The 25,522-nt window shown below is 44.9% G+C and carries 15 protein-coding genes; 8 read left to right on the top strand and 7 right to left on the bottom strand.

The genetic code is table 11. The features are described from left to right. Positions 1-112 precede the first annotated feature (112 nt). Positions 113-1,735 carry an alkaline phosphatase PafA gene (gene pafA, locus FDP09_RS03820; protein WP_137401383.1) on the top strand — a complete coding sequence of 541 codons (1,623 nt, stop codon included), beginning with the start codon at positions 113-115 and terminating at the stop codon, positions 1,733-1,735. 94 nt (positions 1,736-1,829) lie between these two features. Here pafA and FDP09_RS03815 read toward each other — a convergent pair whose 3' ends face one another. The 4 genes from FDP09_RS03815 to mfd form a co-directional block, all read right to left on the bottom strand. Next, positions 1,830-4,634 (bottom strand): YCF48-related protein, encoded by a 2,805-nt coding sequence (locus tag FDP09_RS03815; RefSeq protein WP_137401382.1) that lies wholly within the window; start codon positions 4,632-4,634, stop codon positions 1,830-1,832. Positions 4,635-4,832: 198 nt separating this feature from the next. Next, positions 4,833-7,265 carry a S9 family peptidase gene (locus FDP09_RS03810; protein WP_137401381.1) on the bottom strand — a complete coding sequence of 811 codons (2,433 nt, stop codon included), beginning with the start codon at positions 7,263-7,265 and terminating at the stop codon, positions 4,833-4,835. Between the two features lie 158 nt (positions 7,266-7,423). Beyond that, positions 7,424-8,653: a gliding motility lipoprotein GldJ gene (gldJ, locus tag FDP09_RS03805; RefSeq protein ID WP_137401380.1), complete on the bottom strand. Its 1,230-nt coding sequence runs from the start codon at positions 8,651-8,653 to the stop codon at positions 7,424-7,426. 169 nt (positions 8,654-8,822) lie between these two features. Next, entirely contained in the window at positions 8,823-12,173 is a 3,351-nt protein-coding gene (gene mfd, locus FDP09_RS03800; RefSeq protein WP_137401379.1) for a transcription-repair coupling factor, read from the bottom strand. A 484-nt stretch (positions 12,174-12,657) separates the two neighbouring features. Between mfd and FDP09_RS03795 the strand changes: the two genes are divergently transcribed. Further along, positions 12,658-13,269 (top strand): cytochrome c oxidase subunit 3, encoded by a 612-nt coding sequence (locus FDP09_RS03795; protein ID WP_137401378.1) that lies wholly within the window; start codon positions 12,658-12,660, stop codon positions 13,267-13,269. A 580-nt stretch (positions 13,270-13,849) separates the two neighbouring features. Continuing rightward, entirely contained in the window at positions 13,850-14,116 is a 267-nt protein-coding gene (locus FDP09_RS03790; protein ID WP_137401377.1) for a hypothetical protein, read from the top strand. A gap of 173 nt (positions 14,117-14,289) precedes the next feature. Here the strand turns inward: FDP09_RS03790 and FDP09_RS03785 are convergent, their stop codons facing one another. Together FDP09_RS03785 and FDP09_RS03780 are read right to left on the bottom strand one after the other, a co-directional pair. Continuing rightward, the gene (locus FDP09_RS03785) at positions 14,290-15,222 is read right to left on the bottom strand and encodes a class I SAM-dependent methyltransferase (RefSeq protein ID WP_137401376.1); all 933 of its coding nucleotides are present in this window, start codon (positions 15,220-15,222) and stop codon (positions 14,290-14,292) included. 2 nt (positions 15,223-15,224) lie between these two features. Continuing rightward, entirely contained in the window at positions 15,225-16,595 is a 1,371-nt protein-coding gene (locus tag FDP09_RS03780; protein WP_137401375.1) for an exopolysaccharide biosynthesis polyprenyl glycosylphosphotransferase, read from the bottom strand. A 574-nt stretch (positions 16,596-17,169) separates the two neighbouring features. Here FDP09_RS03780 and FDP09_RS03775 point away from each other — a divergent pair. Together FDP09_RS03775 and FDP09_RS03770 are read left to right on the top strand one after the other, a co-directional pair. Then, positions 17,170-18,597, top strand: a complete 1,428-nt coding sequence (locus FDP09_RS03775) for an MBOAT family O-acyltransferase (RefSeq protein ID WP_137401374.1) — start codon at positions 17,170-17,172, stop codon at positions 18,595-18,597. Between the two features lie 6 nt (positions 18,598-18,603). After that, on the top strand, positions 18,604-19,572 hold the full coding sequence (locus FDP09_RS03770; RefSeq protein WP_137401373.1) for a hypothetical protein: 969 nt from the start codon (positions 18,604-18,606) through the stop codon (positions 19,570-19,572). On the opposite strand, the gene FDP09_RS03765 is transcribed toward FDP09_RS03770, so the two are convergent. After that, complete coding sequence (locus FDP09_RS03765) at positions 19,569-20,915, bottom strand: fasciclin domain-containing protein (RefSeq protein WP_137401372.1); 1,347 nt, start codon at positions 20,913-20,915, stop codon at positions 19,569-19,571. The two genes, FDP09_RS03770 and FDP09_RS03765, sit on opposite strands and share 4 nt — an antisense overlap. 125 nt (positions 20,916-21,040) lie before the next feature. On the opposite strand from FDP09_RS03765, the gene gldB reads away from it, so the two are divergent. The 3 genes from gldB to pelA all read left to right on the top strand — a co-directional run bounded on the left by gldB (position 21,041) and on the right by pelA (position 25,323). Beyond that, positions 21,041-22,033, top strand: a complete 993-nt coding sequence (gene gldB / locus FDP09_RS03760; RefSeq protein ID WP_137401371.1) for a gliding motility lipoprotein GldB — start codon at positions 21,041-21,043, stop codon at positions 22,031-22,033. A gap of 585 nt (positions 22,034-22,618) precedes the next feature. After that, a complete protein-coding gene (locus FDP09_RS03755; protein WP_137401370.1) occupies positions 22,619-24,238 on the top strand; it encodes a glycoside hydrolase family 28 protein in 1,620 nt (539 codons plus the stop codon). Then, positions 24,208-25,323: a pectate lyase gene (gene pelA / locus FDP09_RS03750; protein WP_229683388.1), complete on the top strand. Its 1,116-nt coding sequence runs from the start codon at positions 24,208-24,210 to the stop codon at positions 25,321-25,323. Before FDP09_RS03755 ends, pelA begins: the two co-directional genes overlap by 31 nt. The last annotated feature ends 199 nt before the right edge of the window (positions 25,324-25,522 follow it).

The following is a 25,522-nucleotide window of genomic DNA, read 5'->3' as shown; positions in this document are numbered from 1 at the left end:
CACCTTTTATCTCCGGAATTTCAAGGAAAGTAGACTTCACTAAAAGTTTACGTTAAATAAGGGTATAATCATTAAATTTGTCCGTTAGGTATCATTAAAAGAAGTATTACCCATGAAAAAAACTTTTCTTACCGGTCTGGCCATGTTAATTGCTCTTGCCGGGTTTGCCCAGGATTCCCAAAAACCGAAACTGGTAGTAGGAATTGTAGTGGATCAAATGCGTTACGAGTATTTGCATAAATTCAACGACCGTTTTACAGATGGCGGCTTTAAGCGGTTGATGAATGAGGGGTTTATGATGAAAAATGCCCATTATAATTATATCCCTACTTATACTGGTCCTGGCCATTCGTCAGTATATACGGGAACCACTCCTGCTACCCACGGTATTATCAGTAATAATTGGTACGTTAGGGATCTAGGGAGGATGATCTATTGTGCGGAAGACAGCACGGTAAGTAATGTAGGCGGAAGCAAAGGCAGTGGGGGTATTTCACCTCGGAATCTGCTTACCACTACCATAACCGATGAGCTGCGCCTGTCCACAAACCAGCGCTCGAAGGTGGTAGGTGTAGCGATCAAAGATCGTGGTGCGGCCCTTCCTGCCGGGCACTTGGGGGATGCCTATTGGTTGGATAAGGAGACTGGTGATTTTATGACTTCCACATACTATAAGGATGAATTGCCTGATTGGTTACAGAAATTTAATCGGAAAAAACTAGCCAAGAAGTATCTGTCCAATAATTGGAAGCCACTTTATAAAAGCAAAACCTATATCCAGAGTGTGGCTGACAATAATGATTTTGAGGTTCCTTTTACGGGAATGGAGACACCAGAATTTCCATATGACCTTGAGGAGTTGATGGAGGATAACGGAGGTCTTGGCTTGATTGCCAGCACGCCTTTTGGGAATGACCTGACCTTAGATATGGCCTATGCGGCTTTGGAAGGCGAGGAACTGGGCAAAGGCGATGAGACAGATTTTTTGGCGGTTAGTTTTTCTTCTACCGATTATGTAGGACATCGATTTGGGCCTTCTTCCATGGAGCTAGAAGATACCTATCTAAGGCTAGACCAAGGTTTAGAAGCTTTTTTTGAATATTTGGACAAGGAATATGGCAAGGGAGAATACATGGTGTTTTTGACTGCTGATCATGCTGTTGCAGAAGTGGTGAATTACATGGAAAGTATCAATGTGCCTACAGGTAGTTTTAATTCCCGGTTTGCATTGACCCAGCTTAAGGGATTTACCAGGGAGCATTATGGTGAGGGTGACTGGATCCTTAGCACGGCCAATGACCAGATTTTTCTGAATAGGAAGCTGGTTGCCGAAAAAGGGCTCGAATTGGAAAAGATGCAGCGTGAAATTGCTGAGTTTATGCTTCGGTTTGATGGGGTCAAGGAAGCTTATACCGCTTCGGATATGAAACGTTTTGAGTATATGGAGGGCCGTAAGCATTTGCTTCAGATGGGATTTAACCATAAGGCTTCTGGCGATGTACTGTTGATCTTGGAGCCATCTTGGCTGACCAATTCCTCAAGGGGAACGACGCATGGCACAGGATACATTTATGATACCCATGTACCGGTGCTGTTTTATGGCTGGCATATAAAACCAGGATTTAGTACCCGTTACTGCACTATTACAGACATTGCGCCTACGGTCTCGATGTTACTGGATATTCGCATTCCAAACGGCACCACTGGCCAGCCCATTCAAGAAATTGCAGATTAATTTTCTAAATGATAAGGTCTTCGCATTCGTTTTATTCCCAAGCTTTTTAGCTTGGGAATTTTTTGTTTTTTTGATAAAATCAACCAAAATTCGATTACTTTATCCACACTTTATCCACTGTCTTTCCTGCTGTGGTTTCTACCTCAATTAACCACAAGCCAGTTGGTAAATTTTCGATGTCAAAATCGAATATACCAGGATGAGGGGTTATTTTTCGTAAATATTTGCCCGTCGGGTCCATCACGCTAATTTTCCTGACTGTCCCTGCTCCTTTTACGTTAATGTGGATATTTCCACTGGATGGATTTGGATAGATTTTAATGTGGTTTTTTTCAGCTTCTTTTTCAATACCTGTAATGAGGTTTACGTTGACGGCAAGCTGCTGGGAAGTGCCATCATTACAGCTGTTGCTCGGCGTGACTTCCAGCAGAAAATCACCCTCTTTTTCCCAGTTCACAGTGACCGCATGAGTGCCTTGACCGGAGATAACGCTTCCTCCTGGGGTGGACCATTGGTAATTTACACCATCTACGGCAGTCACTTCATAGGACTGCTCTTCCAGCCCGACTTGGGCCAATCCGATGATAGCATCTGGTTGGTCCGGCGCATAGGATACGGTGATCGTTTTAGTGGTGGCAGTGGCTTCTCCACATGCATTTTTTGGGGTTACACTTAGCTGTTGTGCTCCTTCTGCTTCCCAAGAGATAGAGACATGTGCGGTGCCTTGGCCTGATTGAACGATTCCGTTATGTGCTGTCCAGATATATTCCATTCCCGGTATGGAATCTACTTCATAATTGCTGACAGTTTCTAGACAGGCAATTCCATTTCCGGCGATGCCAGGTACCTTTTCCGGGGTGGTGGAGACGGTGACCTCCAGTGCTGCTGTGGGGCCATCTCCGCAAACATTTTGGCTTTTTACCAATACGCCATTCCGTCCAGGGCTTTCCCACTGGACTACTATTTGGTCTGATCCTTGCCCTTCAATGATCCTGCCGCCATCCACACGCCATTCATAGACCAGGTCTTCATTTTCGTTATTTTCTACCGTGTAGATCTGTTGGCTTAGGCAAATATTGGCTTGTCCACTGATGGTGCCCGTGGCGGTGGGAACTTCACAGCTGTATTGATAGATCATCCCAAATCCCCCTACCGCATAGCCGGTATTGACATCACCAAAGCTTATTGATGTAAAGTCCTGATAAGTTTCGGTCTCAACTTGTTTCCAGCTTTTTCCTTGGTCATTCGTTTCCAGGAGCAAGCCTCCATCACCCACAATGAATCCTGTCAAGCTGTCCAAAAAGGCTACATCACGAAGGTTTTGGGTGGTGTTGGTGCTAAGCTGTTTCCAGCTGCCTCCTTGGTCTTCTGTTATATAGGCGCTGCCATTGTCACCGACCATGATGGCAATGGTCGCATTGATCATGAAAATGCCGTTTAAGTTTTGGGAGGTGCCAAGGGAAATTTCTTGCCAATCATCATCTACACCGGAATTTCTAAATACATGTCCACTTTCACCGATAATAATTCCAGGGCCATTTTCAAAAAAATCGATGTCATGATAGTCGAACGATTCATTACCCGCATTGATGGTGATCCAGTTGACACCACGATTTTCGGTTTTGGCGAAGTACCCATTTTCGCCGACAATGTACCCTGTGTCAGTATCAGCGAAATACAGGCCGAAAATGTCTTTTTCAGTTTTGGGGTTTAGGGCCGTCCAAGCTCCTCCAGAATTGGTGGTGTTCAAGACCGTCCCACCATTACCGGCCACATAACCGAAAGCATTGGATACAAATGTGATGTCATGAAAATCTGTTGCCAACGGACGGGAATAGTCAGTAAAGGAATTGCCGCTGTTGGTTGTCCGTAAAATTACGGCTTCTTTGCCAGCAATATAGCCACGACTATCGCTTACAAAATCCGTCGCCAAAAAATCGTTGGGATTGCCTGCAAATAGAGATGTCCACGAATTTCCTGAATTGGTGGATCGGAGGATTGTTCCGGCATCAGCCACGGCAAAGACCGTGTTGGTGCTTTGCTTGTAGTCGATACTTTTAATGTCCTCTGTAGTACGGCTGTTTCGGACGACGAAGGTCAGCCCGGCATTATTGGTAAACAGGACAATGCCTTCTTCTCCTACGACGATCCCGGTGTCAGGGTTGTCCCTGTTAAAGGCTACCTGCATATAGTTGTAATTGGTGCCACTTTGGACAAAGGCCCAGTTGTCTCCTGCGTCAATCGTCTTTAAGATGAGCCCGTTATCGCCCACCGCATAGCCGGTCGTGTCATTGACGAAGTAGAGGTCGTTTACAGCGGTACTGACAGGTAAGGTGACCGGCTGCCAAGTCTGTCCTCCATCTGAGGTCTTGTAAATGGCTCCAGAGGAAGTGCCCAAATAGCCGACCTTATTGTCTGTGAAGAAGAGCGTGTTGATATCAGCAGTGATCCCCAATGTGACCGATGCCCACGCATCTCCGCCATTTGAAGAGTGCTGTAAGGTACCCGATGTGCCTGCTATCCAAATGTCATCTTCGGAAAGGTAGTTTACTGACAGTATATCTTCAGTGGTATTTAAGTTGATGATCTTCCAGGACTGGCCACTGTCATCGGTGTGTAGCAGTGCTCCGTTTTCTCCAGCCATTGCACCAGTTTGGTGATTTTGGAAATCTACGGAAAGCAGTTTAGTCTCCAAGGGCATGGACATTTCCGACCAGCTTTCCCCCCCATCGGTGGTCTTGAGCATAATCTGATCTCCGGAAATGAATGCCACGTCTTCATTGACCCAATGGATGTCTGTCAGCTCATTGCCCCGGTCACTGATTCTTTGCCAGTTTTGGGCAAAGGCTTGTTGGAGTAGTGAAAGGAAGAAAAAAATAAGGAGTAAATGGTGCTTCATAGGAAATGGGAAAAACATGGTGATACTTGCAAAAGTAAAGGTAAATTACATTTTTCGGCTATGTGTTTGGTGTTTATTGGCTTTTCGTCTCTGTTTTGTCCCTGATAAATTACAAAAAAATCCCGCATATACCAGTATGCGGGATTTATGATGCTGTGAATTTAAGTTTCTTGGGCAATCAGGCTTCTTGCTGGGTTCTTACTTTCCCTTGTTCTTTACCCATTTGTCCAACCACTCATTCATTTCATATAAGGTATGCATAATGGATTCCTGGGCAGCATATCCATGGCTTTCATTGGGTAAGAATACCAATCTGGCGGTAGCACCATGTCCTTTCAGGGCGTTGTAATAGCGCTCCGACTGGATGGGGAAGGTGCCGGAATTGTTGTCCGCTTCGCCATGGATCAGCAAGATTGGTGTTTTCACTTTGTCAGCGTGCATGAATGGCGACATATTGTAATAGACTTCTGGAGCTTCCCAATAGGTTCGTTGTTCATATTGAAAGCCAAAAGGCGTCAGTGTACGGTTATAAGCTCCGCTACGGGCGATGCCTGCAGCAAATAGGTTGCTGTGGGAAAGTAAATTGGCCGTCATAAAAGCACCATAGGAATGGCCGCCAACGGCGATCCTGTCCCGGTCACCAATGCCCCTGTCCACGATATAGTCTATCGCTGCCTCTGCATTGGCTACCAATTGCTCAATGAAGAAATCATTGGGCTCTTGATCTCCTTCACCTACGATGGGCATTTCCGTTCGGTCCATGATGGCGTAGCCTTGGGTGACCCAATACAGTGGAGTGCCCCAATACAGCCGGGTAAATTCGTACTTGGATCCTCTTACCTGGGCAGCTACTGCTTTGGATTTATATTCCCTTGGATAAGCCCACATCAAGACAGGTAAGCTGCCGTCCTTATCGGGATCATATCCTGCCGGGGTATAGATGGTAGCAGATAGGTTCAGCCCATCATTTCTGGTATAAGTGACCAGTTCCTTCTGTATCCCTTTCAGGGAAGGGTAAGGGTCTTCAAAAGTTGTCAGTTGGATCGGAGCAATTCGTTTTCTTGTATTGACTAGCCAGTAGTTTGGTTGGATATCCGTGCTTTGCTTTCTGGTGATGAAGCTGTGGCCTTTGTCATCCAAGACTTTTACGACTTCCTCGTAAAAAGGTGCCTGACAGCGCCAGAGAATATCCTGCTCGCCTGAGCTTACATCAAATGTGCTGAGGAAAGGCATACTTCCATCGGGAGAGCCGCCTTCACTGGTCATAAAGAGCTGGTTTCCATTTCTTAGAAGGACATATTCTCCCAGTTCATTGGTCGTCATTACGGGATCTCCTGGATCATTATAGATGTCCGAATAGCTTCTTTCGATAAAGGTTGCTTTTGGTTTTTCCGGTTGGGAAGGGTCGATGAGTGATCGTTTTTCTTGTCGAGTGTCAAACCACCGCTCATTTAGCACTGCAAAATTATCATCTGACCAATCGATACTTGAGTACCGTAAGCTAGTGGAAGCGAGTTTTTGCTTGTTTCCTGTGAATGGCGCATCCAGGGTGTAGATAATGTCGCGTTCTTGGATTTCCACTTTCGGATCTCCACCATCCTGTGCTTCTGCCCAGTATAGGGTGGCAGGAGTATCCTTCCGCCAATTGATGGATCTTGGACCGGTTACTGTAGCATCAAAGCCAGTAGGACGTACTTCATCCAGTGGGATTTCAGCGATGGTGATTTTTTTTGATCCATCGATGCTCCATGCTTCCACATTGTAAGGAAAGCGATAAGCGGGCACCAAGTATGAAAATGGGCGCTGGATAGATTCAACGAGAACGTATTGGCCGTCCGGAGATATATCCATGGACTTGATCATGGCGGGTTTTCCCAAGGGCTTGGTACTGCCATCCACGTCCACGATCATCAACTGCGTATCCATAAAATAGGCAAAAAGTTGCTCATCGTATTCATTCGCCAGTAAGTCTTGATATGTCCTGCTGGGGGCAGCATTGCCAGAGGTTTCTTGGATGATGGGACTGGAAGGTACTTGCGGTTTTTCAGGCATGGGGCCACGGTCTGGATTAGTGGCTTTTATCAATAGCGATTGGTCGGATAGCCAAGTAAAAGCCGTACCATAGACATCGTTAATGATTTCATCCGTTACTTGTGTGGCCGTTTTGGTGGATAGGTCTGCCACCCACAGGCTGATGCCTTCATCGCCTACGATGCCAAAAGCCAGGTGCTCTTCATCATCTGACCAGCTGATCCCGCTGATTTTAGCATCTTCCGGCAAGCCTGAAATGGGCGTTTCCTCACCTGATTTTACATCTTTTACTGTGATGCCGCTGTAAGAAGATGAGCGGCTTGGGCCATTGGTTTTGGGATTGATACGGATCCCGCCGATGCGCAATTCGGGCTGGGACACTTCCTTGAGGGATTTGTAGCCGGGTCTTTCCAGAATGAGCATGATATCGCCCTCCTTGCTGAAATAGACCGAAGGAGTTACAGGGGCATTGACCAAGTCTTGGATTGACTGTGGAGGGGTTTTGTACCCATTGTTTTCTTGGGCATGGAGACTTCCATAAAGAAAGATTACGCCCAACAGGCAAACAAGGTGCCTTAGGGTTTGAAAATTTAGGTTCATATTCTGTTCGTTTATCAGAGCAAATTACAAAAAATTAGCATAGCTAGGGTGATGAACCGGCTTGGCCAAAAAGTAAAATTGATAAGCGGTCAAAAATTAAAAAAAAAGGGATATTTCATGCTTGAAACATCCCTTCATCAATCAGTCAATTTTTATTTTTACATATCGTCTGCGCCAACAGAGATCATGGCACATCTAAACCCAATATGGTTTGTGGCAGAATCTTGATGCATAAATCGTCTTGTTCCAGGTGACAACCAATAAGCAACATCTCTCCAACTTCCGCCCTTGTAAACACGGTAGTTATTATCTATTAAGGATGTCCTGTAAGCTTCTGCTTCATCGTTGGTGCCATCTCTCCTGAGCGGGTTGAGGTCTTCAAAGTCCTGATAGGAGAGTGGTCGGTAAACATCTTCTACCCATTCGTTCATGTTGCCCGACATATTATATAGGCCAAAATCATTAGGTGGGTATTCGTAAACATTGGCAGGGATGATGTCGCCATCATTGGTAACTCCTCCGGCAATACCGGCATAGTCACCACGGCCTCTTTTAAAGTTGGCCAAAAGGTCGCCTTGTCGGCCTTTACGCTTTACGTCGTAGGGATTTCTGACACCACGACCATCCCAAGGGTAAATACGTCCATTTTCTTGATTTTCGTCGAGATACTGCGTGCCGATCATCGCTTTAGCAGCGTATTCCCATTCGGCCTCGTTCGGTAGCCTGTAGTTTGGCAATACCACACCTCGCTCGATCAGCATGTTTTTGCTCATGGTAGAGTCAAGGCCTTCATTTTCACGATATAGCTCATTTACGTAGGCCGTTCTCCACTTACAATAGGCATTGGCCTGCTCCCATGTAACGCCTGCTACAGGATAGAAGTTGAAGCCGGGGTGTCTGAAATAATAGGTGGAGTAAACGTCGTTGTAAGAAAGTGCTTCTGTCCATACATCCTCCCTAGGTTCCAGCCGCCTTACCGAATCGGGACTGGAGCGTTTTCTCATGTCAAAGAGAAACTCCTTATAGTCCAAGTTGGTCACTTCTGTTTCGTCCATATAGAAAGACGCGATGGTTACTGTTCTTTCTGCATTATCGCGGAAAGCCATAACATCCTGCTCCTGCGTCCCGAGTACTGCACGTCCTCCTTGAATATACTTGAGTTTAGGACCTTTGGCAGGCTCTTTTAGCTTGACTACGGTAAATTGAGTAGTGTCTTCCAGATCAAAATTTAACTCAGCACCTGTAGCGGCACTGACTTTTCCGGGATTTCCTGCAGTCCTTCGCCCATAGGTAGGACCGTTGTTTTTGGAACATGAGGCCAAAAACGTCATTGACAGCATCAAAAATGCCGAAAATATGATGTTGATATTTTTGTTGCTTTTCACCATGTGAAAGTTGGTTTATTCCTCGCCGATTAATACTGCTAATATATAATCAATAATGACATATAACAATATTTTTACTTTACGTTCATTTTATTAAACTAGCATTAAGCACCATAAATGAACACTCCAAAGAGCATAACAAATAAGGGAATTGAAAAGATAAAAGCAAATTTTAAGTGCTCATTTCGCTTAGCCATTGCTTGGCCTTCTCTACGGATTTGATGCCACCAATGGTAAGAATTAAACGATTTTTATGTTCTTTTATTTTACAGAACTTGCCATGACCTTGAATAAATCGAATAATATTTCCAAAAATATCCGATTTAAAATAGCTTTCCCTGGTGCTAGGTACGAAGTAGCATTTCATCTGGCCATTCTTGAGGACCAGCTTTTCAAAGCCCAGCCTTTCTGCATACCAGCGTAAGCGGACGGTTTCAAAAAGGTCTTCCACTGCCGCTGGGATCGGGCCAAAGCGATCCAAAACAGAATGGGCAAATTTGGCCAGCTCTTCTTCTGTTTTGATATTGTCCAGTTTGGAATATAGGTTTAGCCTTTCGGAAATATTGGTGACATAGTCCTCAGGGATCAATAATTCCATGTCAGTTTCGATCACACAGTCCTGTACCAAAACTTTCACTTTTTCTTTCAGATCTACCTCAAAGAGACTGGCAAACTCATTTTCCTTCAGCTCTTGTACTGCTTCGTCCAGGATTTTGTGGTACATTTCGAATCCCAGGTCGGTGATAAAACCACTTTGCTCGGCACCCAAAAGGTTACCGGCACCACGGATGTCCAAGTCTCTCATGGCCACTTTGAAGCCATCCCCCAGATCAGAAAACTCCTCGAGGGTTTGCAGGCGCTTTCGTGCTTCTGCCGTAAGTCCCGACATGGGTGAAGTGAGAAGGTAGCAATAGGCTTTTTTATTGCTCCTGCCTACTCTTCCACGCATCTGGTGGAGGTCACTGAGGCCAAACATATGGGCCCTGTTGATGATGATGGTATTTGCATTGGGAATGTCCAGCCCTGATTCGATGATGTTGGTAGATACCAATACGTCAAATTCACCTTCAATAAACCTCACCATCACTTTTTCCAGTTGCTTACCGTCCATCTGACCATGGGCACCGGCCACTTTGGCGTCGGGGACCAGCCGCATGATGAGGTTGGCGATGGAGTCAATTTCTCCGACCCTATTGTGGACAAAAAAGACCTGTCCACCTCGCTGAAGTTCCCTGGAAACCGCATCTCGGATGACTTCTTCCTCAAATGTGTGGATCTCGGTGGTCACTGGCTGCCTATTGGGCGGAGGTGTGGCGATGACCGAAAGGTCACGTGCTCCCATGAGGGAGAAGTGCAAGGTCCTCGGGATGGGCGTTGCGGTCAAGGTAAGCACATCGACATTGACACGGAGTTCTTTTAACTGGTCTTTTACCTTAACCCCGAATTTCTGTTCTTCATCGATTATAAGCAGCCCCAAGTCCTTAAACTGGACATCCTTGTTCACAATGCGGTGCGTGCCCACGAGGATATCAATTTCTCCAGAAGTGACCTGGTTGGTGATTTCCTTAACCTGTTTGGTAGTACGAAAGCGATTAATATAATCCACCTTCACTGGAAAACCTTCCAGTCGTTCCTTGAATGTACGGTAATGTTGCATGGCCAAAATGGTAGTAGGCACCAAGACGGCCACTTGTTTGCGGTCGTTGATGGCTTTGAAGGCTGCTCGGATGGCGACTTCTGTCTTTCCGAAACCTACGTCCCCGCAGACTAATCTGTCCATCGGATAAGGTTTTTCCATATCGGCTTTTACGTCACCGGTAGCCACCGCCTGATCTGGTGTGTCCTCAAAGATAAAAGAACTCTCCAGTTCTACCTGCAAGACACTGTCAGGAGCATACTGGTGTCCTTGGGCATTCCTTCTTTTGGCATAAAGAGCGATAAGGTCTTTGGCAATGTCCTTGACTTTGCGCTTTACTTTTTTCTTTTTGTTTTCCCACTCTGGAGAGCCCAGTTTGGACATGGTGGGAAGGGTGCCCTCCTGACCGGAATATTTTGATATCTTGTGCAGTGAGTGGATGTTTACGTATAGCAGGTCATCATCCCGAAATATCAGCCGTACGGCTTCTTGATAATTGCCATTTATTTCGACCTTTTCCAGCCCGGCAAACCGGCCTACTCCATAATCCACATGAACCACATAATCTCCAGCTTGGAGGGTCTTGAGTTCTTTGAGGGTAAGGGCTTTGGTCTTGCTGGCTTTTTTGTTGCTCTTATACCGGTGATACCGTTCAAAAATCTGGTGGTCGGTATAGCATGCGATCATCACCGAATGGTCTATAAAACCTTCCCTGATGCTTATGGGCAATGATTGGACTTTTAACGTAGGGTCAAGTTCCTGAAAGATGTTCTGTAGCCGCTCCACCTGCTTTTCACTTTCTGAGCAGATAATGTTCAGTAATCCCTTGCGCTCATTGTCCACCAGATTGTCCACCAATAAATCAAAGTTTTTATTGAAAGAAGGTTGGGGTTTGATGTCAAAATCAAATGTCTGGGAGCTGGGGAGGTGAAACTGATTGCCAAATTCTATTTTGGTCAGCGGATCTAGGGACCGCAAGAAAGTCGCACCATCATCAAACAGATTTTGTGGCTCTAACACCAATTTCTCGTTGCCGGTCTGATCGACGATCTTTTCAAAATGCTGGTTGGCCTTATCGAAAGCATTGTCCAGCATATCCATGGTAAACTGCAGATCTTTTATCCATACGCAGGTTTCTTTTGGCATGAAGTCGGTGAAGGACTGCCGTACCTCTTGCATCAGCTTGGTCTGTACATTGGGGATGATGCTGATGTGACCAAGCTCTTCCTGAGATAACTGGCTTTCGGTGTCAAAAGTCCTGATGCTCTCTATTTCTTTGCCAAAGAGCTCTATACGGTACGGGGAATCATGGGCAAAAGAGAATACATCGATGATGCCACCGCGTATGGCAAACTGACCAGGCTCGTACACAAAATCCGTTTTTTCGAAATCATAGGTGCTAAGCAGCTCGGCAATAAACTCAGTGTCCACTTTTTCGCCCACTTTAGCGGTGAAGGTGTTTTCTTGAAGGGACTTTTTGTTGATGACTTTTTCGTAAAGGGCCTCGGGGTAAGAAACGATCACTTCCATCTCGTTTTCCTTTGAGAGTACTTTGCTTAGAATCTCTGCACGCATCAGTACATTGGCATTGTCCACTTCTTCGTGCTGATATGGGCGCTTGTAGGAGGATGGAAACACATGGGGTGTTACTTTTTCAAGGAGGCTACTAAGGTCACTTGCCAGATAGGCTGCTTCTTCTTTATCATGCGCGATGATCAGGTGGCTGCTTTTTCGGAGATTTATAAGGGCAGCCAACAGGACCATGTCCATGCTACCTGAAATGCCCTTAAAAGCGAAGTTGCTACTTGCCGAGGCCTGAATAGCCTTGGCCACTGTTTTGATATAGGAATCTTGCTCGTAAAGGGTGAGAAATGCTTTCTTTTCCAAAATAAATTGTTCTTGTTTAGGAAGATAACCGGACATTGCCTTTCAAGCTGCAAGTTATAAAAAAGCTGTAGATTCTGGTGCACAATAACTGGCATCCTCGGATCAAAAGCATTTAAGGGTTTTGGAGGAAACGACTTTTGTGTACGTCAAGGATCACCTGTGCCGCTGGCCGTCTTTCTAGAAATAAGGCACAGTTTAGCAACCTTCAAATGAATCCTCACCGGTCAAATTACCTACCGTATCGTGGGGGAGTTTATCAGATTGCCACCCAATGCAGATGCGCTGAGGTTTACAGGATGCTTGGTAGAATTAGAGGGAGCCGCTATTGGTGACGGCTGCTTTTTGCTTTGGCCCAAGTAAAGGTTCTTGTTTGCAACTATTCAATGAAAAAATAAGTTGACCTAATGACCCAATAGTACCTGTTACTTACGTAGAGTCACCCAGATTTTGCCTGCAAAACATATCCTCTGAACCCATTGAAAAGATGAAAAGAGACGCTTCACCTGGCCTGATTAAGAAAATAGAGCAACTTCACCCCTACCAATTATTGGTTTACTTGGGCATGGCAGGCAGTGGAATAGTTTTTTTGTTTTTGGCGGTAGCCTTTTTATTGACATTTATACAGGATGATTCCCTTAAGGCGCATCACTTGCCTTGGCCCTTTTGGGGGAGTACGGCTGTGCTGTTGAGTGGGAATTTCTGGACTTGGAGACTGGGACGTTATTTGAAAATCGACGCACCATGGTTGCTGAAGAAGGCACTGTGGTCGGTTTTATTGGTCGGGCTCTTTTTTATTGGCTTCCAGGTGTGGGGATGGATAGTTCTGGGGCGGCAGGGAGTTGAGTTTTCGGGTGTACCCAGTGGAAGTTACCTGTACGTCCTTACCGGCATCCATATCATGCATCTGCTGGGTGCTATGATTTTTGTCCTAATGATGATTTATGAGGTCCATCAAGTGGTCGTTAATCCTATAAAAGAGCTCGTTTTTAGCAATAACCCCTATGTGGGCATGAGGATAAGGCTATTTATTTTGTACTGGTATTTTGTGGAAATTGTCTGGTTGCTTCTGCTTTTACTATTTGCATTGGCTTTTTAACCCGGTTTCTGTTTTGGGAACCGTTTTGAAGTATGAATCTGTACTAACATCAGCCGGTCTGAAGACAGAGGCAACGGCCGCGTACTAGATGGGCTAATGTATGTTCCGGGCTTAAACCCGCATTATCAATGTTGTTTAGTTAGTATGTACCTGGAAAAATTGGTTCTATTGTTTTTCTGCTAAATTCCAAGATGGTTTTCATCTCTTTACCTTTGTTACTTTTTTGCTTCAGGTCAAAAGAGTAACCCAAAAAAACCCGCCGCTACGCCACGGCGCACAGGTGTGCAGGTATTGGGCTAAAATTAAAACCTCCCCTCATGCAGGCAAACTCCTCCTTTTCTCGCTGCCAACATTCTTTTTGGCTAGTATTTCGTCAAACAAGCCTGCCTTCTTGCTCACCCGCTATTTAATTTCTTAACGCCCAATACCTACAAGGCGGATCCGATTAATAAGTTTCTTATGGATAAATTATCATCATTATTCCATGTAGTGGTATATTTTCTTAAGTAACCAAGTTGAGCCGGAACTATAAGCCCACCTGAGCCAAAAAAGGTATCGCTTCCTTATTACGGCCCTTGGTATGCCTGTTTTCCAGCCGATGGTGGAGGCCGTTAAGAAAGTGAGTTGGCTCGCGTCGTGGAACAGCGAGACCCACTCGCTTTTAGGCCGTAGCCATCGGGTGGAAATTAAAATGGGTGACGGATCTCGGTCGCAGGGTAAATCTATGTCCCATTTTAAAGGGCAGACCACCGGCCTAGATTTTTTTCTTTCTTTTTTCATCAATGGAAAAAAGGAAAAGGATAAAATCCACCAAAATGGCCAAAGCCATACAGTTAAAGTCAAATAGAAAAGAAACTCCTAGCAGGTGAAAACAGGGAAATGGCCTTAACTAAACGGCATTGAAAGCGGGTTAAACTGGATTGGTTGCCGTTTGATCAGGTGAGTTGGAAAGATTTCTTGGCGGTAACGCTTCGTGAAGGCTTTTGATCAGACCAAGAGGGCCGTTAACACCATAAAAATTCAACGTTTAGAAAAATAAAAGCAAGCTTGATCGCCTTCTTTTTGATCATTAAGGAGCTGGGCTTGGTTTTCGAAACGCTTGATTTCTTGTGCTGAAAAATGCGCTTTTTTTCTGCTTTCGAGAAAAGGAATATTGCGCTGATACAATTCGCTGCCTGTAAACTGGAACGCGGTACTGTCATAGATGATTTTATCCAGTTTAAGTCCAGCATTCTCTGCAAGGTTTAGCATAGACGCCTCGCTGTGGATAAAAAGATGCCTTGGAGCATCCACTTGGATCCAGTCCATCCCGTATTTTTGCCAAGCGGCTTTTTGGGCCACTGGGATTCTGATGAGCAGCTTTCCGTTAGGGTTTAGCAGCTCGACGGTTTTTTGAATAGTGGCGGCAGGATGGTCCATATGCTCAAAAGAGTGGTGCATCATGATACAGTCAAATGTGTCCTCCAATTCAAAAACGGACTTTTTGACCAGATGGATATGGGGATTTACCTGAATTGAGCGTTTCATGAAAGGATCTGCACCTGTGAGATTGACGTATCCACACGCATAAAACTCATACAACAGTTGGCCATTTCCACAGCCTAGGTCAAGGATTTTACTGTTCAGTGGAAGGGCCAAGTTTTCCAGCCAATCGCCATAATGGTAATGTTTAAAAATGCCCATTTTGGTGAGGCGGTAAAGCGAATATCTCAGCTTTTTAATGAATCGTACAGGCCAAGTGGAAAAGTTAATTTCACCTAAAGAATAGTAGTCACTAGGGTAGTATTCGCCAAGATTGTCAGGAATGGTACAAATTTGCAGGGAGTGGCACGCTCCACATTCCAAATAATAAAACTTGTCACGTGTGCCAAACATCATTTCACGGGCTTCATGGACATGGTTTTGCTTGGTGTTTCCGCAAAGCTTGCAGGCAGTAACAGTAGAGGTGTCCATTCTTAATATACATTATCCCGGTTCATCCCCATCTCATGGATGGTTCTGAAAACGATCTTTAAGTCCATCCACAAGGTCCAGTTTTGGATATAAAAATAATCCAAGCGTACTCTTGATCGTATTTGGTAGGGCTTTATGATCTCACCACGATAGCCTTTCACCTGTGCCAGTCCCGTGATGCCAGGTTTGATCTTATGGCGGGCGTTGTACTTTTCGATTTGGGTCTTGAATGTCTCGTTCATAGGGACGGTATGAGGTCGGGGACCTACGATAGACATGTCACCGATCAGCACATTCAGGAACTGCGGCATTTCATCCAAGGATGAACTACGCAAAAATCTGCCGATACGCGTGACCCTTGGATCGTTTTTAGTGGCCTGATGGGTGTCAGCGTAATCGTTTGGCGTCATGGACCGAAACTTAAGGCATCTAAATACGCGGTTGTTTTCCCCGTTTCTAAGCTGAATAAAGAAAATGGGGCCTTGGGATTCCAGCCTGATCAAAAAGCCGACAAGTGGGATCATCCAGCTCAATATAAAGACCGTAACCACCAAAGAGAATAAAATGTCAAAGGCTCTTTTGCACACCCTGTTGAAGGCATTGTCCAGGGGGATGGCATTGACATTGATGACGAAGAAATCTCCGTACTTGGAGAAAGAAAGCTTTTTCTCCAATTGTAAACTTCCGCCCGGGATCACTTTGACTTTGATGTAATGTTCGTCTGCATAATGGACGATTTTCTTGATGGTGGGTAAGTCCAGGCGCTCGTTGATATAGATCAGGTCAAGCTCCATGTTTTTTACTTCATCAAAAAAATCATTTAAATTTCCACGGGTCTCTACACAAGAGCTCATTTCATCATAATAGCCCAGGAAATTGATCCCGAAATCCCTTCTGGTTTGGAAGACTTTCGCCAATTTATAACTTGTGCCTCCTTTACCGATGATGACCGCGTTCCGGTAGTTGCCACCATGCGAGCGATATTGCTTCAGTGCGATGTGTGTCCCCACCCTGTACAGGCTCAGCAACACCGTCATGGAGGCTGCATCCATTAAGAGGAACAACCTACTTAAGTGGTAGGCCTGAAAGGTGATCCAAAGCACAGAAACGATGGAAAAAAACCATAAAATGGTCCCGAAGAGTTTTTGAAGGGTGAAGAAATAGTCCGTGGTCCTTCCTACTTTATAATCCTTCCTGAATGCAGCCAATATTACCCAAATGAGCAAGTACAGACCGTATAAAAGCGGATTCATGTTATTGATAACAACTATTTTACTGACCACCCAATTCGTCAGAAGCAGGGAAAGTGCTATTACCAAAACGTCACCAAGGAGAAATAACCATGGAAAGTATTTGTAAAACCGTCTCGCCATAAAAATTTTTTACTTCACTAAAATTTTGCAACGCTACAGCAATTTAAATACCATTTTCTTTTCGTTGTAAAAAATTGCCAATGCTCTCTTAAAATAGTAGTTATACATTTTTATATTTATGAAGTAAAATTATGAAAATTTATTTTGTAATCAGCATTAAATATCTGTTAATCTAATTTTTTGAGGAGCAAAATCATGGTGATACCTGATAAAATACCATCAAAGACTGAAGGTTTATATGTTTCACATCATTATATGCTTGAGACTTGTTCCAGCCTATTTATATTCTGATGATCGATGCTGCCAGTGAGGATCAGTGCCTTTTAAGCTTCTATTTTTATTTTGGTCAATAGATCGCTATTACGTATGATTAAGGTTTCATGTCTTTATAAATGTTTTTTACATACGTAAATTTGCTTTTAAGATAATTGTTTTATTCTTTTACATTATGATCTTCCCAATACTAAAAATCTTCGGTGGGTTTTCAAGAAAGGTGTTTTCATGGAGCCATTGCTGACGGAAGTATTGGAAATAAACCTGCGAATATAGTTATGGCCGTTTTTGGATTTTACTTATGCTGACCACTTCATTAGAGTTTGCCATATTTTTGCCTATTGTGTTTTTTCTGTATTGGTTTGTTCTTAAAAACAAGCTAAGGCTACAGAATGCGCTGATTTTGGTGGCCAGTTACGTATTTTACGGTTGGTGGGATTGGCGGTTCTTGATACTTATCGCTATTAGCAGTTTGGTGGATTTTTTGGTGGGCATTGGACTGAATAACGTTTCTGATAAGCCTAAACGAAATGTACTCTTGGGCATTAGTCTGCTCGTAAACTTGGGGATGTTGGGATTTTTTAAATACTACAACTTTTTCCTAGACAGTTTTGTAGGGGCTTTTACATTTTTGGGCTATAATATGTCGCCTGACAGGCTAAATATTATTTTACCTGTCGGCATTAGTTTTTATACGTTGCAGACCCTCAGTTACACCATTGATGTATATGACCGCAAGCTGCAGGGGACGAAGGATTTCTTTGCTTTTTTTGCCTATGTGAGCTTTTTCCCCCAGCTGGTAGCAGGGCCCATTGAGCGGGCCACACATCTCCTACCACAATTTCAGCAGAGGCGGGAGTTTGACTATGCGAGTGCTGGGGACGGTATGCGCCAAATGCTGTGGGGGCTTTTTAAGAAAATCGTGGTAGCAGACAACCTTGCCGTCTATACGTACACCATTTCGATGAATTATGAAGATCACTCGGCAAGTAGCTTATTGATGTGCTTGGTGATGTTTTCATTTCAGTTTTACTGTGATTTTTCTGGCTATTCGGACATTGCTATTGGTACAGGAAGACTGTTTGGGTTTCGGCTAATGAAGAATTTTGACTTTCCGCTTTTCGCGAGGAGCATACCGGAGCTTTGGCAAAAGTGGCATATCTCACTGTTTACCTGGTTTAGGGATTACATCATTAGGCGGTTAAAGGGATTTCGAAAATGGCAAGTGGCCAGAAATATCCTGATTATTTTCTTGGTGACTGGACTTTGGCACGGTGCGGCTTGGACCTATGTCACATGGGGCTTGTTACATGCGCTACTGTTTATGAAATTCATTTTTTGGCGGAGGAAAAAGTACACAACGAAGGTGGCCCATGGTAAGCTATTGCCCAGTTTAAAAGAGCTGGGACTGATGGTAAGGACCTTTATGTCATTTACCATATTGGCACTTTTCTTTTTTATCCAGCCATTTTCCAAATGCCTTGATTATCTCCTGTCAATGGTTGACATATCCATTTTTAGCGTTCCGCTATTACCCGAAAACAGGGCGTTGGCAGGGATTGTTTTATTAGTGGTGACGGAGTGGCTGCAGCGGGAAAAGGAGCATGGGCTGGACATATCTGGTCGGCAAATCCCAAAGGTCGTGCGTTGGGGCGTTTATTATGGCTTATTGTTCGCCGTATTTTATTATGGGGGAAAGCCGCAGGATTTTCTATACTTTCAATTTTAATGCACCATGAGGAAATTTCTAATAAATATCGCTGCATTTGCTTTCCCACTGGTCTTGATCTTTGCTCCCATGGAAGTGTACCTTCGGGATAATATTTACCAAGCCAAGAGCGATTACCTGGAGCAACACAAGGAGAAAATTGAAACACTGATCTTGGGACCATCCTATTCTTGGCGTGCCATAAATCCAGAGGGCATGGAGCTTCCGACTGCTTCATTGGCACATGAGGCCAGTGCCATCAATACCAATTTGATGCTTTTCGAAAAATTTCTACCCCAATTGCCAAGATTGAAATATGTTCTTTTTGATCTTTCATTGGGCTATATGGAAAATGATAATGACCAACGATGGGAAAGTAACCATCTTTTTAATATCTATTATGATATTCAAAATTATGAGCCTGATGTAAAGAACAACTTTTTGCTTACCGCCAACTTCCGTTTTTATTTTAAGCTTTTCTGCGCTTATATGAAAGATGAGAAGAATATGGAGCGGTACAATGAAAGCGGTTTTATCTATGATGTTTCGGACTTTAATGATCTTTTTGGCCAGTACCAATATGATACCACCAAGCTAAAGGCCTCAGGAGAACTCTTTAAGCGATTGCCCTACCAAAATTCCATTCACGATGAATGCTATAGCAAGAACGAAAAGCTTCTGGCGGATATGGTAGCCAAGTGTAAGGACAGAGGAATCCAAGTAGTGTTTGTCGCTCCGCCGAAGTTTTGGATGAACAATAAAGCGGCCACTGCGGAAGTGGTGGAGAGAAGGGAACGTTTTTTGGCCAGCTATGAGGAAGATGACCAAGTAGTCTTCTGGAACTATGAGCATGTCCTTGAGGATGATCCACATTACTTTCTAGACGATACTCACTTGAATCCCCAAGGAGCCGAAATATTCACGGAGATTCTAAACAGGCGCCTTGGTGGGCTCCGACTTAACAGACAGCAGGCCCAAGGGAGTGATTTGCGCTAAGAAGGAAGCTCAAAAACAGCTTGAACACCATGTATGATGCCGTTTGTTCCCAATTTATTGATGTAGTTGGAGTCCAAGGAGGCTCCATTAATGGATCCTGCCTCAGTATCGATTTCAATGGACGCACCACTTAGCCGGGAGGAAAGCACTTGTCCGTTTCCAAAATCTTGAGTAAAGTGCCTGCCGACCGCAATATGATAAAGTAATGTCTGCCTAAGCAGGGTTTCGTCCACCTCATAATATCCTGCCACGCCTAGTTTTTCGTACCAGTCTGTAAAGGCCTCGTTGTCCGGCGCGAAAATCGTCATGGGCATACTTTCTTCCAAAGTGCTTAATAATTGGGCATAGATCAGTGCCGCCTTAAATTCAGCATAGCCATTTCCTTGAGTGTTTTCGGAAACCACCGTGGCCAGCGATTGTTCGGGTGCCGTGATGACCCGGTCTATGCCATGGATAAGTCCATTGCCTCCCTGGATGTCTTTCTCCTGCAGCGAGCCAATTCCATTAAGCCAAATCTCTCCATCTTGATTACTGACATATAGCGTGTCTCCGGTCAAGGTGATGCGGTACCCAGCTGTTAGTTGCGTACTGTCCAGTGAGTTTTCCAATACAAAATACTTCATGAAATCATCAAGCCTCGAAAAGTCAAGCCAATCTTCTTCGGAAATTTCATTGGTCTGAAAATACGTTTCAAATGCTTCATCGGTGGGGGCAAATAGAGTGAAATTTTGCTCTTTATTTTCCAAAACCTGTTCCAAGCCGGACTGAAGGAGACCTTTGACGAAAATATTGAACCCTCGGTTTTGGGCCATGAAGGTGACAGTTAATGCTTGTGGTTCCAATAGCCCTTCCAAGATGTGGACCATGCCATTTTTCAACTCGATATCACCGGAGAGCATTTTGGTTTCCCCATTGACGTCGATCTCATTTTCATTTTTATTGACTAGCCAATAGTAGCCCGGCAATAGGCTTTCCTGTACCGTGCCTACCAACTGCTCACTGGTGAGTGCCGTAGGGACAATGTGATAATCCAGCAACCGCTGCCATTCATCGATGGATAGGTCATCTACAGATTCGATGTTTTCATCAGAAAGGGCTTTGTTACTGGGCAGCAACATGGTGTATGGGCCACCTTGGTCAAGGCTGTCTTTCCAAGTGGTCAATGCTACCGCATCGGCAATCACATCGAAATTTGGATCTTGCGATACGAAGGCTCCAATGCTGAGCGCTTTAAAATCCGGAGAGGGCTCATCATCTCCACAGGCGACTACCGATAAAATGGTGCAGGCTGCCAGCATAAAACGAATGCACGATAATAAGTGGGGAAAAGCTCCTTTTGCCATGAAATTTATTTACCTTTTCTTTTGGAGAACCGCAAAAGCCATGCTTAAGTTTACACTAAGATGCTATGAGGCAAGGCCTTTTTACGCAACGGATAGTTTACATTACTTTTGCAAAAGTACATCAGATGAATAGAAATTCGGGAATATTTCTTTTAATTTTAATATTGTTTTGTGCCTGCAAGCAGGATAAAGAGGGCTGCGTGATTTCTGAAAAGGTGAGCGGGATTCCACTAGAACTTACGATAGAACGCCTCGAAAGACCGCTGTTTGAGGCTGAAAGCGAGGAGGATATTGCCTATTTTCTGGAAGAGCACCCTTATTTTTCAGAGATGTACCTGAGAGATGACCTGTACCCTAGCATTGGGCACTTGGTTTCCACTTTATATGGCATTCCCAAAGACACCTTGATGCAAGAGCTCTACCAAGAAGTCAATACCAACTTCCCTGCCCTCGATAAGCTGGAAACGGATCTGCTCACTGCATTTAAACATATAAAATATTATTATCCTGATTTTGAGGTGCCAAAGGTGTACACGTTTGTGAGTGGATTTACAACTGATCTGTATATGGACAATGAGATGATTGTCATTGGATTGGATTATTTTCTGCCTTCTGATCATCGCTTCCAGCCACCGGATCTCCCCAAATACATGACGGATCGATACAACAGGGACCATTTGGTGCCGATGATCGTTACCGCTATTTCTTCCCGGTACAATAAGACAGATTTAGGTGATAATTCACTTCTTGCCGAAATGATATTTTATGGAAAGGCTTACCATTTTACCCAAGCCATGCTTCCGTGTACATCTGAAGAGCATGTCATCGGCTATACGCCCGAAGAGCTGGCGGCATGCTATGCAAATGAGGATTTTATCTGGACGCAGTTGATCGAGCAGGAGGCCATTTATGAGACAAATCCTTTTGAAGTGCGAAAATATACCGGCGAGGCCCCGTTTACCGATGCGATCAGCCCAGACGCACCTGGTAGGGTGGGGAGATGGGTTGGCTGGAACATCGTGGATGCCTATGCAGAAGAAAAGGACTTGGATTTGGTCCAGCTCATGAACGAAAAGGATGCCCAGAAAATTTTTATGAACTCAGCTTATAAGCCTTAATGTTTTAAAGTTTCAAGGTTGTAATGTTTTAAGGTTTGTTGTCCACTGTTCGCGGACGACAGGCAACTGTTAGCTTAGCATCTTGCCGATCACTGATTATTGCTTGCTGGTTACCGAGCGTCGATCCATCCCCTATCAGGGGATCGAGGGGTGTGCGGAAGAGATGAGTTTAAAGTTTCAAGGTTGTAATGTTTCAAGGTTTGTTGTCCACTGTTCGCGGACGACAGGCAACTGTTAGTTTAGCATCCTGCCGATCACTGATTATCGCTTGCTGGTTACCGAGCGTCGATCCATCCCCTATCAGGGGGTCGAGGGGTGTGCGGAGGGATGAGTTTAACGTTATAAGGTTGTAATGTTTTAAGGTTTGTTGTCCACTGTTCGCGGACGACAGGCAACTGTTAGTTTAGCATCTTGCCGATCACTGATTATTGCTCGCTGGTTACCGAGCGTCGATCCTTCGCCTATCAGGGGATCGAGGGGTGTGGAGGGGATTGTGGATTAAAATTCAGGATACGGCAGGATGGCAGGTAAATTTATGGTGGCTAATTTAATGGATCATAGGACACCCAAAACTCAAAATTAGCCATGAAACTGATCCTAAAGGAATCTGCCTTTTTACTACTTCTTGCCACGCTTTTTGCTAGCTGTTCAGAAGAAGCCAGACAAGCATCACCTTCCTATTTTCCACTGGATAGCCTGATGACCAAGGACCAAGTGGGGGCGGCAAACATGCCCGACAAAATAGCGCCTGTGGAGGCTCCATTTGCCATGCCTGAGTTCAAGAAGCCCGTTTTCCCCGCGTTTACGATCAATATTCACGAACGAGGTGCCGAAGAGGGGGAATTGGCGACAAGCATTATCCAGGGAGCCATTGATGAAGCCAGTGCCCAAGGCGGTGGAAAGGTGGTGGTTCCTGCGGGAAAGTGGAAGACCGGACGGATCAGCCTGAAGAGCAATGTTAATTTCCATTTGGAAGAAGGTGCCGAACTGTACTTTAGTGGGCAGTTGGAGGATTTCAGGCCAGCGGTTTTTACGCGGCACGAAGGTGTGGAGGTGATGTCGCTAGGGGCATGCATCTATGCCTATCAGCAGGAAAATATCGCCGTTACTGGGAATGGTACCTTGTACGGGCCAGAGGAAGGTCCCGTGAAGGAGCAGATGATGACGGAAGATGTCACTGAGAAATTTGTGCCGATCAATAAACCAGTAGAAGAGCGGGTCTATGAAGGCTATGATGGTGAATCCATTTTCTTACCTATGTTCATTTCCCCTACTGATTGCAAGAATGTCTATATCGAAGGCGTGACCTTGGAGCGGACGGCATTTTGGAATATCGTGCCGGTTTATTGTGACGGGGTGATCATCCGTGGGGTGACGGTAAATTCCGTGGGAATCCCCCGAGGTGATGGCATTGACATTGAGTCCTCCAGAAATGTCCTGATCGAATATTCTACGCTAAACAATGGCGATGACTGCTTCACCATGAAAGCAGGCCGTGGCAAGGACGGTATCCGTGTCAACAAGCCGACCGAGAATGTGGTGGTACGTTATTGTCTCGCAAAAGAAGGTCATGGCGGCATCACAATAGGCAGCGAGACGGCCGGAAAAATAAATAACCTTTATATCCACGACTGTGTCTTTGACAATACAGGCGTGGGCATTCGCTTCAAGACCCGCCGGCCAAGGGGCGGTGGAGGCCAAAACCTCTACTATGAAAGGCTCAGGATGAACCTTCGGCAGACAGCATTCCGCTGGGATATGCTCGGACAAGAGCTGTATGTGGGAGACTTGGCCAAAAGAAAACCACTTCGAGCGGTAAATGAGTTGACCCCAAAATTTAAGGACATCACGATCAAGGATATTCTCGTAGAAACTGCCAGTACATTTGTCAACATTAATGGGATTCCGGAGTCACCACTAGAAAACCTGCATATGGAGAATGTAGTGGTCAAAGACAGCAAGAGGTTTTTCAATGCCGATGATGCCAAGAATTTGACGTTTAAGCATGTGGAGGTGACCAGTCAGGACTCCTTGATGAAATTTTTGGATACCAGGGATGTGTTGTTTGAAGACGCGGTTTTTCATGTGCCTGGCAATGAAATTTACACACAGATCAAAGGCGACTTGACCGACAGCATCAGGTTTGTGGATACCCAGCCGGAAAAACCGGAAGCATGGGAAAAATCGGTTTACGTAAACAAGTAAAAGAGATGTTCAGGTATTTGTATCTTGCTATAACGTTGACTTGGAGTGCCGCCACAATGGGCCAAACTCAGGATGAGGAGCACATGTCTTGGCGCACCGCCCAGCGGCAGGATCAAGAATGGTTTGGCAGCGGAGAGGCTCAGCGGATTGCAGATAATGTGTTGATTTACCAGCATGAAAATGGTGGCTGGTATAAAAATATCGACATGGCCTCCCCGCTCAGCCAGAGCGAGAAGGAGGGGGTGCGAGCAGAAAAAGATAGCGATAAAGGTACGACCATTGACAATGGAGCGACCATTTCCCAACTAGAATATTTGGCAAAAGTGTATCGCGCCACCCAAGAGGAAAAGTACAAAGTAGCTTTTCTAAAAGGCATCGACTACCTACTGGAAGCCCAATATGAAAATGGCGGTTGGCCGCAGTATTACCCTATCCGTAAGGGGTATTACCAGCACATCACCTATAATGACAATGCCATGATCGGTGTGATGAGATTGCTCCGAGAGGTGGCTGAAGGAAAAGCTCCTTATGATTTGGCAGATGCCAAAAGAATGGCTGCTGCGAAGGGTGCCCTGGACAAAGGACTGGAAATCATTCTGGCCACTCAGGTAAAGATTGATGGCCAACTTACCATCTGGTGTGCCCAGCATGATGAGGTCAGTCTGGCTCCTGCTAAAGCCAGGGCTTATGAATTGCCCTCTCTCAGTGGATCGGAGAGTGTCAATATCGTCCGTTACCTGATGCAGTTGCCGGATCCAAGCCCTGAAGTGGTCACCGCTGTAGAGCATGCCATAGCGTGGTTTGAAGATCATAAAATTGAGAACAAATCGATCAAAAAGATCAAAGATCCCAGTTTAGCTAAAGGTTATGATCTTGTGGTGGTGGACCAGCCTGGGGCATCGCCACTTTGGGCGCGCTTTTATGATTTGGAGACCCAGCAGCCAATTTATATTGGTCGGGACGGTATCAAGCGGGCACAGCTCAAGGATATCGAATATGAGCGGCGCGTGGGCTACAGCTATTTAGGCAATTATGCCAAAGGCTTACTGGAAGAGGAGTACCCACGGTGGAAGGAAGGTTTGTAAATCAAATGTGGGGAAATCACCTCCGCCATCAAAAGAAATCCCACTAAGCCGATCTACGCTTCTACTTGATGCTTTTTCGAGGAAATATTTTGACAAAATCAGGAATTTCAAATCTCCATTATCTCAGTTCGGGGTTACAAATCCTGAACATCGATGCCTCATGGGCTTGATTATCAGCTGAAGAAACCTATAAATTTTA

It is taken from the genome of Echinicola rosea (genome assembly GCF_005281475.1).
In the GTDB taxonomy this organism is placed as follows: Bacteria; Bacteroidota; Bacteroidia; order Cytophagales; family Cyclobacteriaceae; genus Echinicola; species Echinicola rosea.
This window is presented reverse-complemented; position numbering and strand designations above follow the sequence as displayed.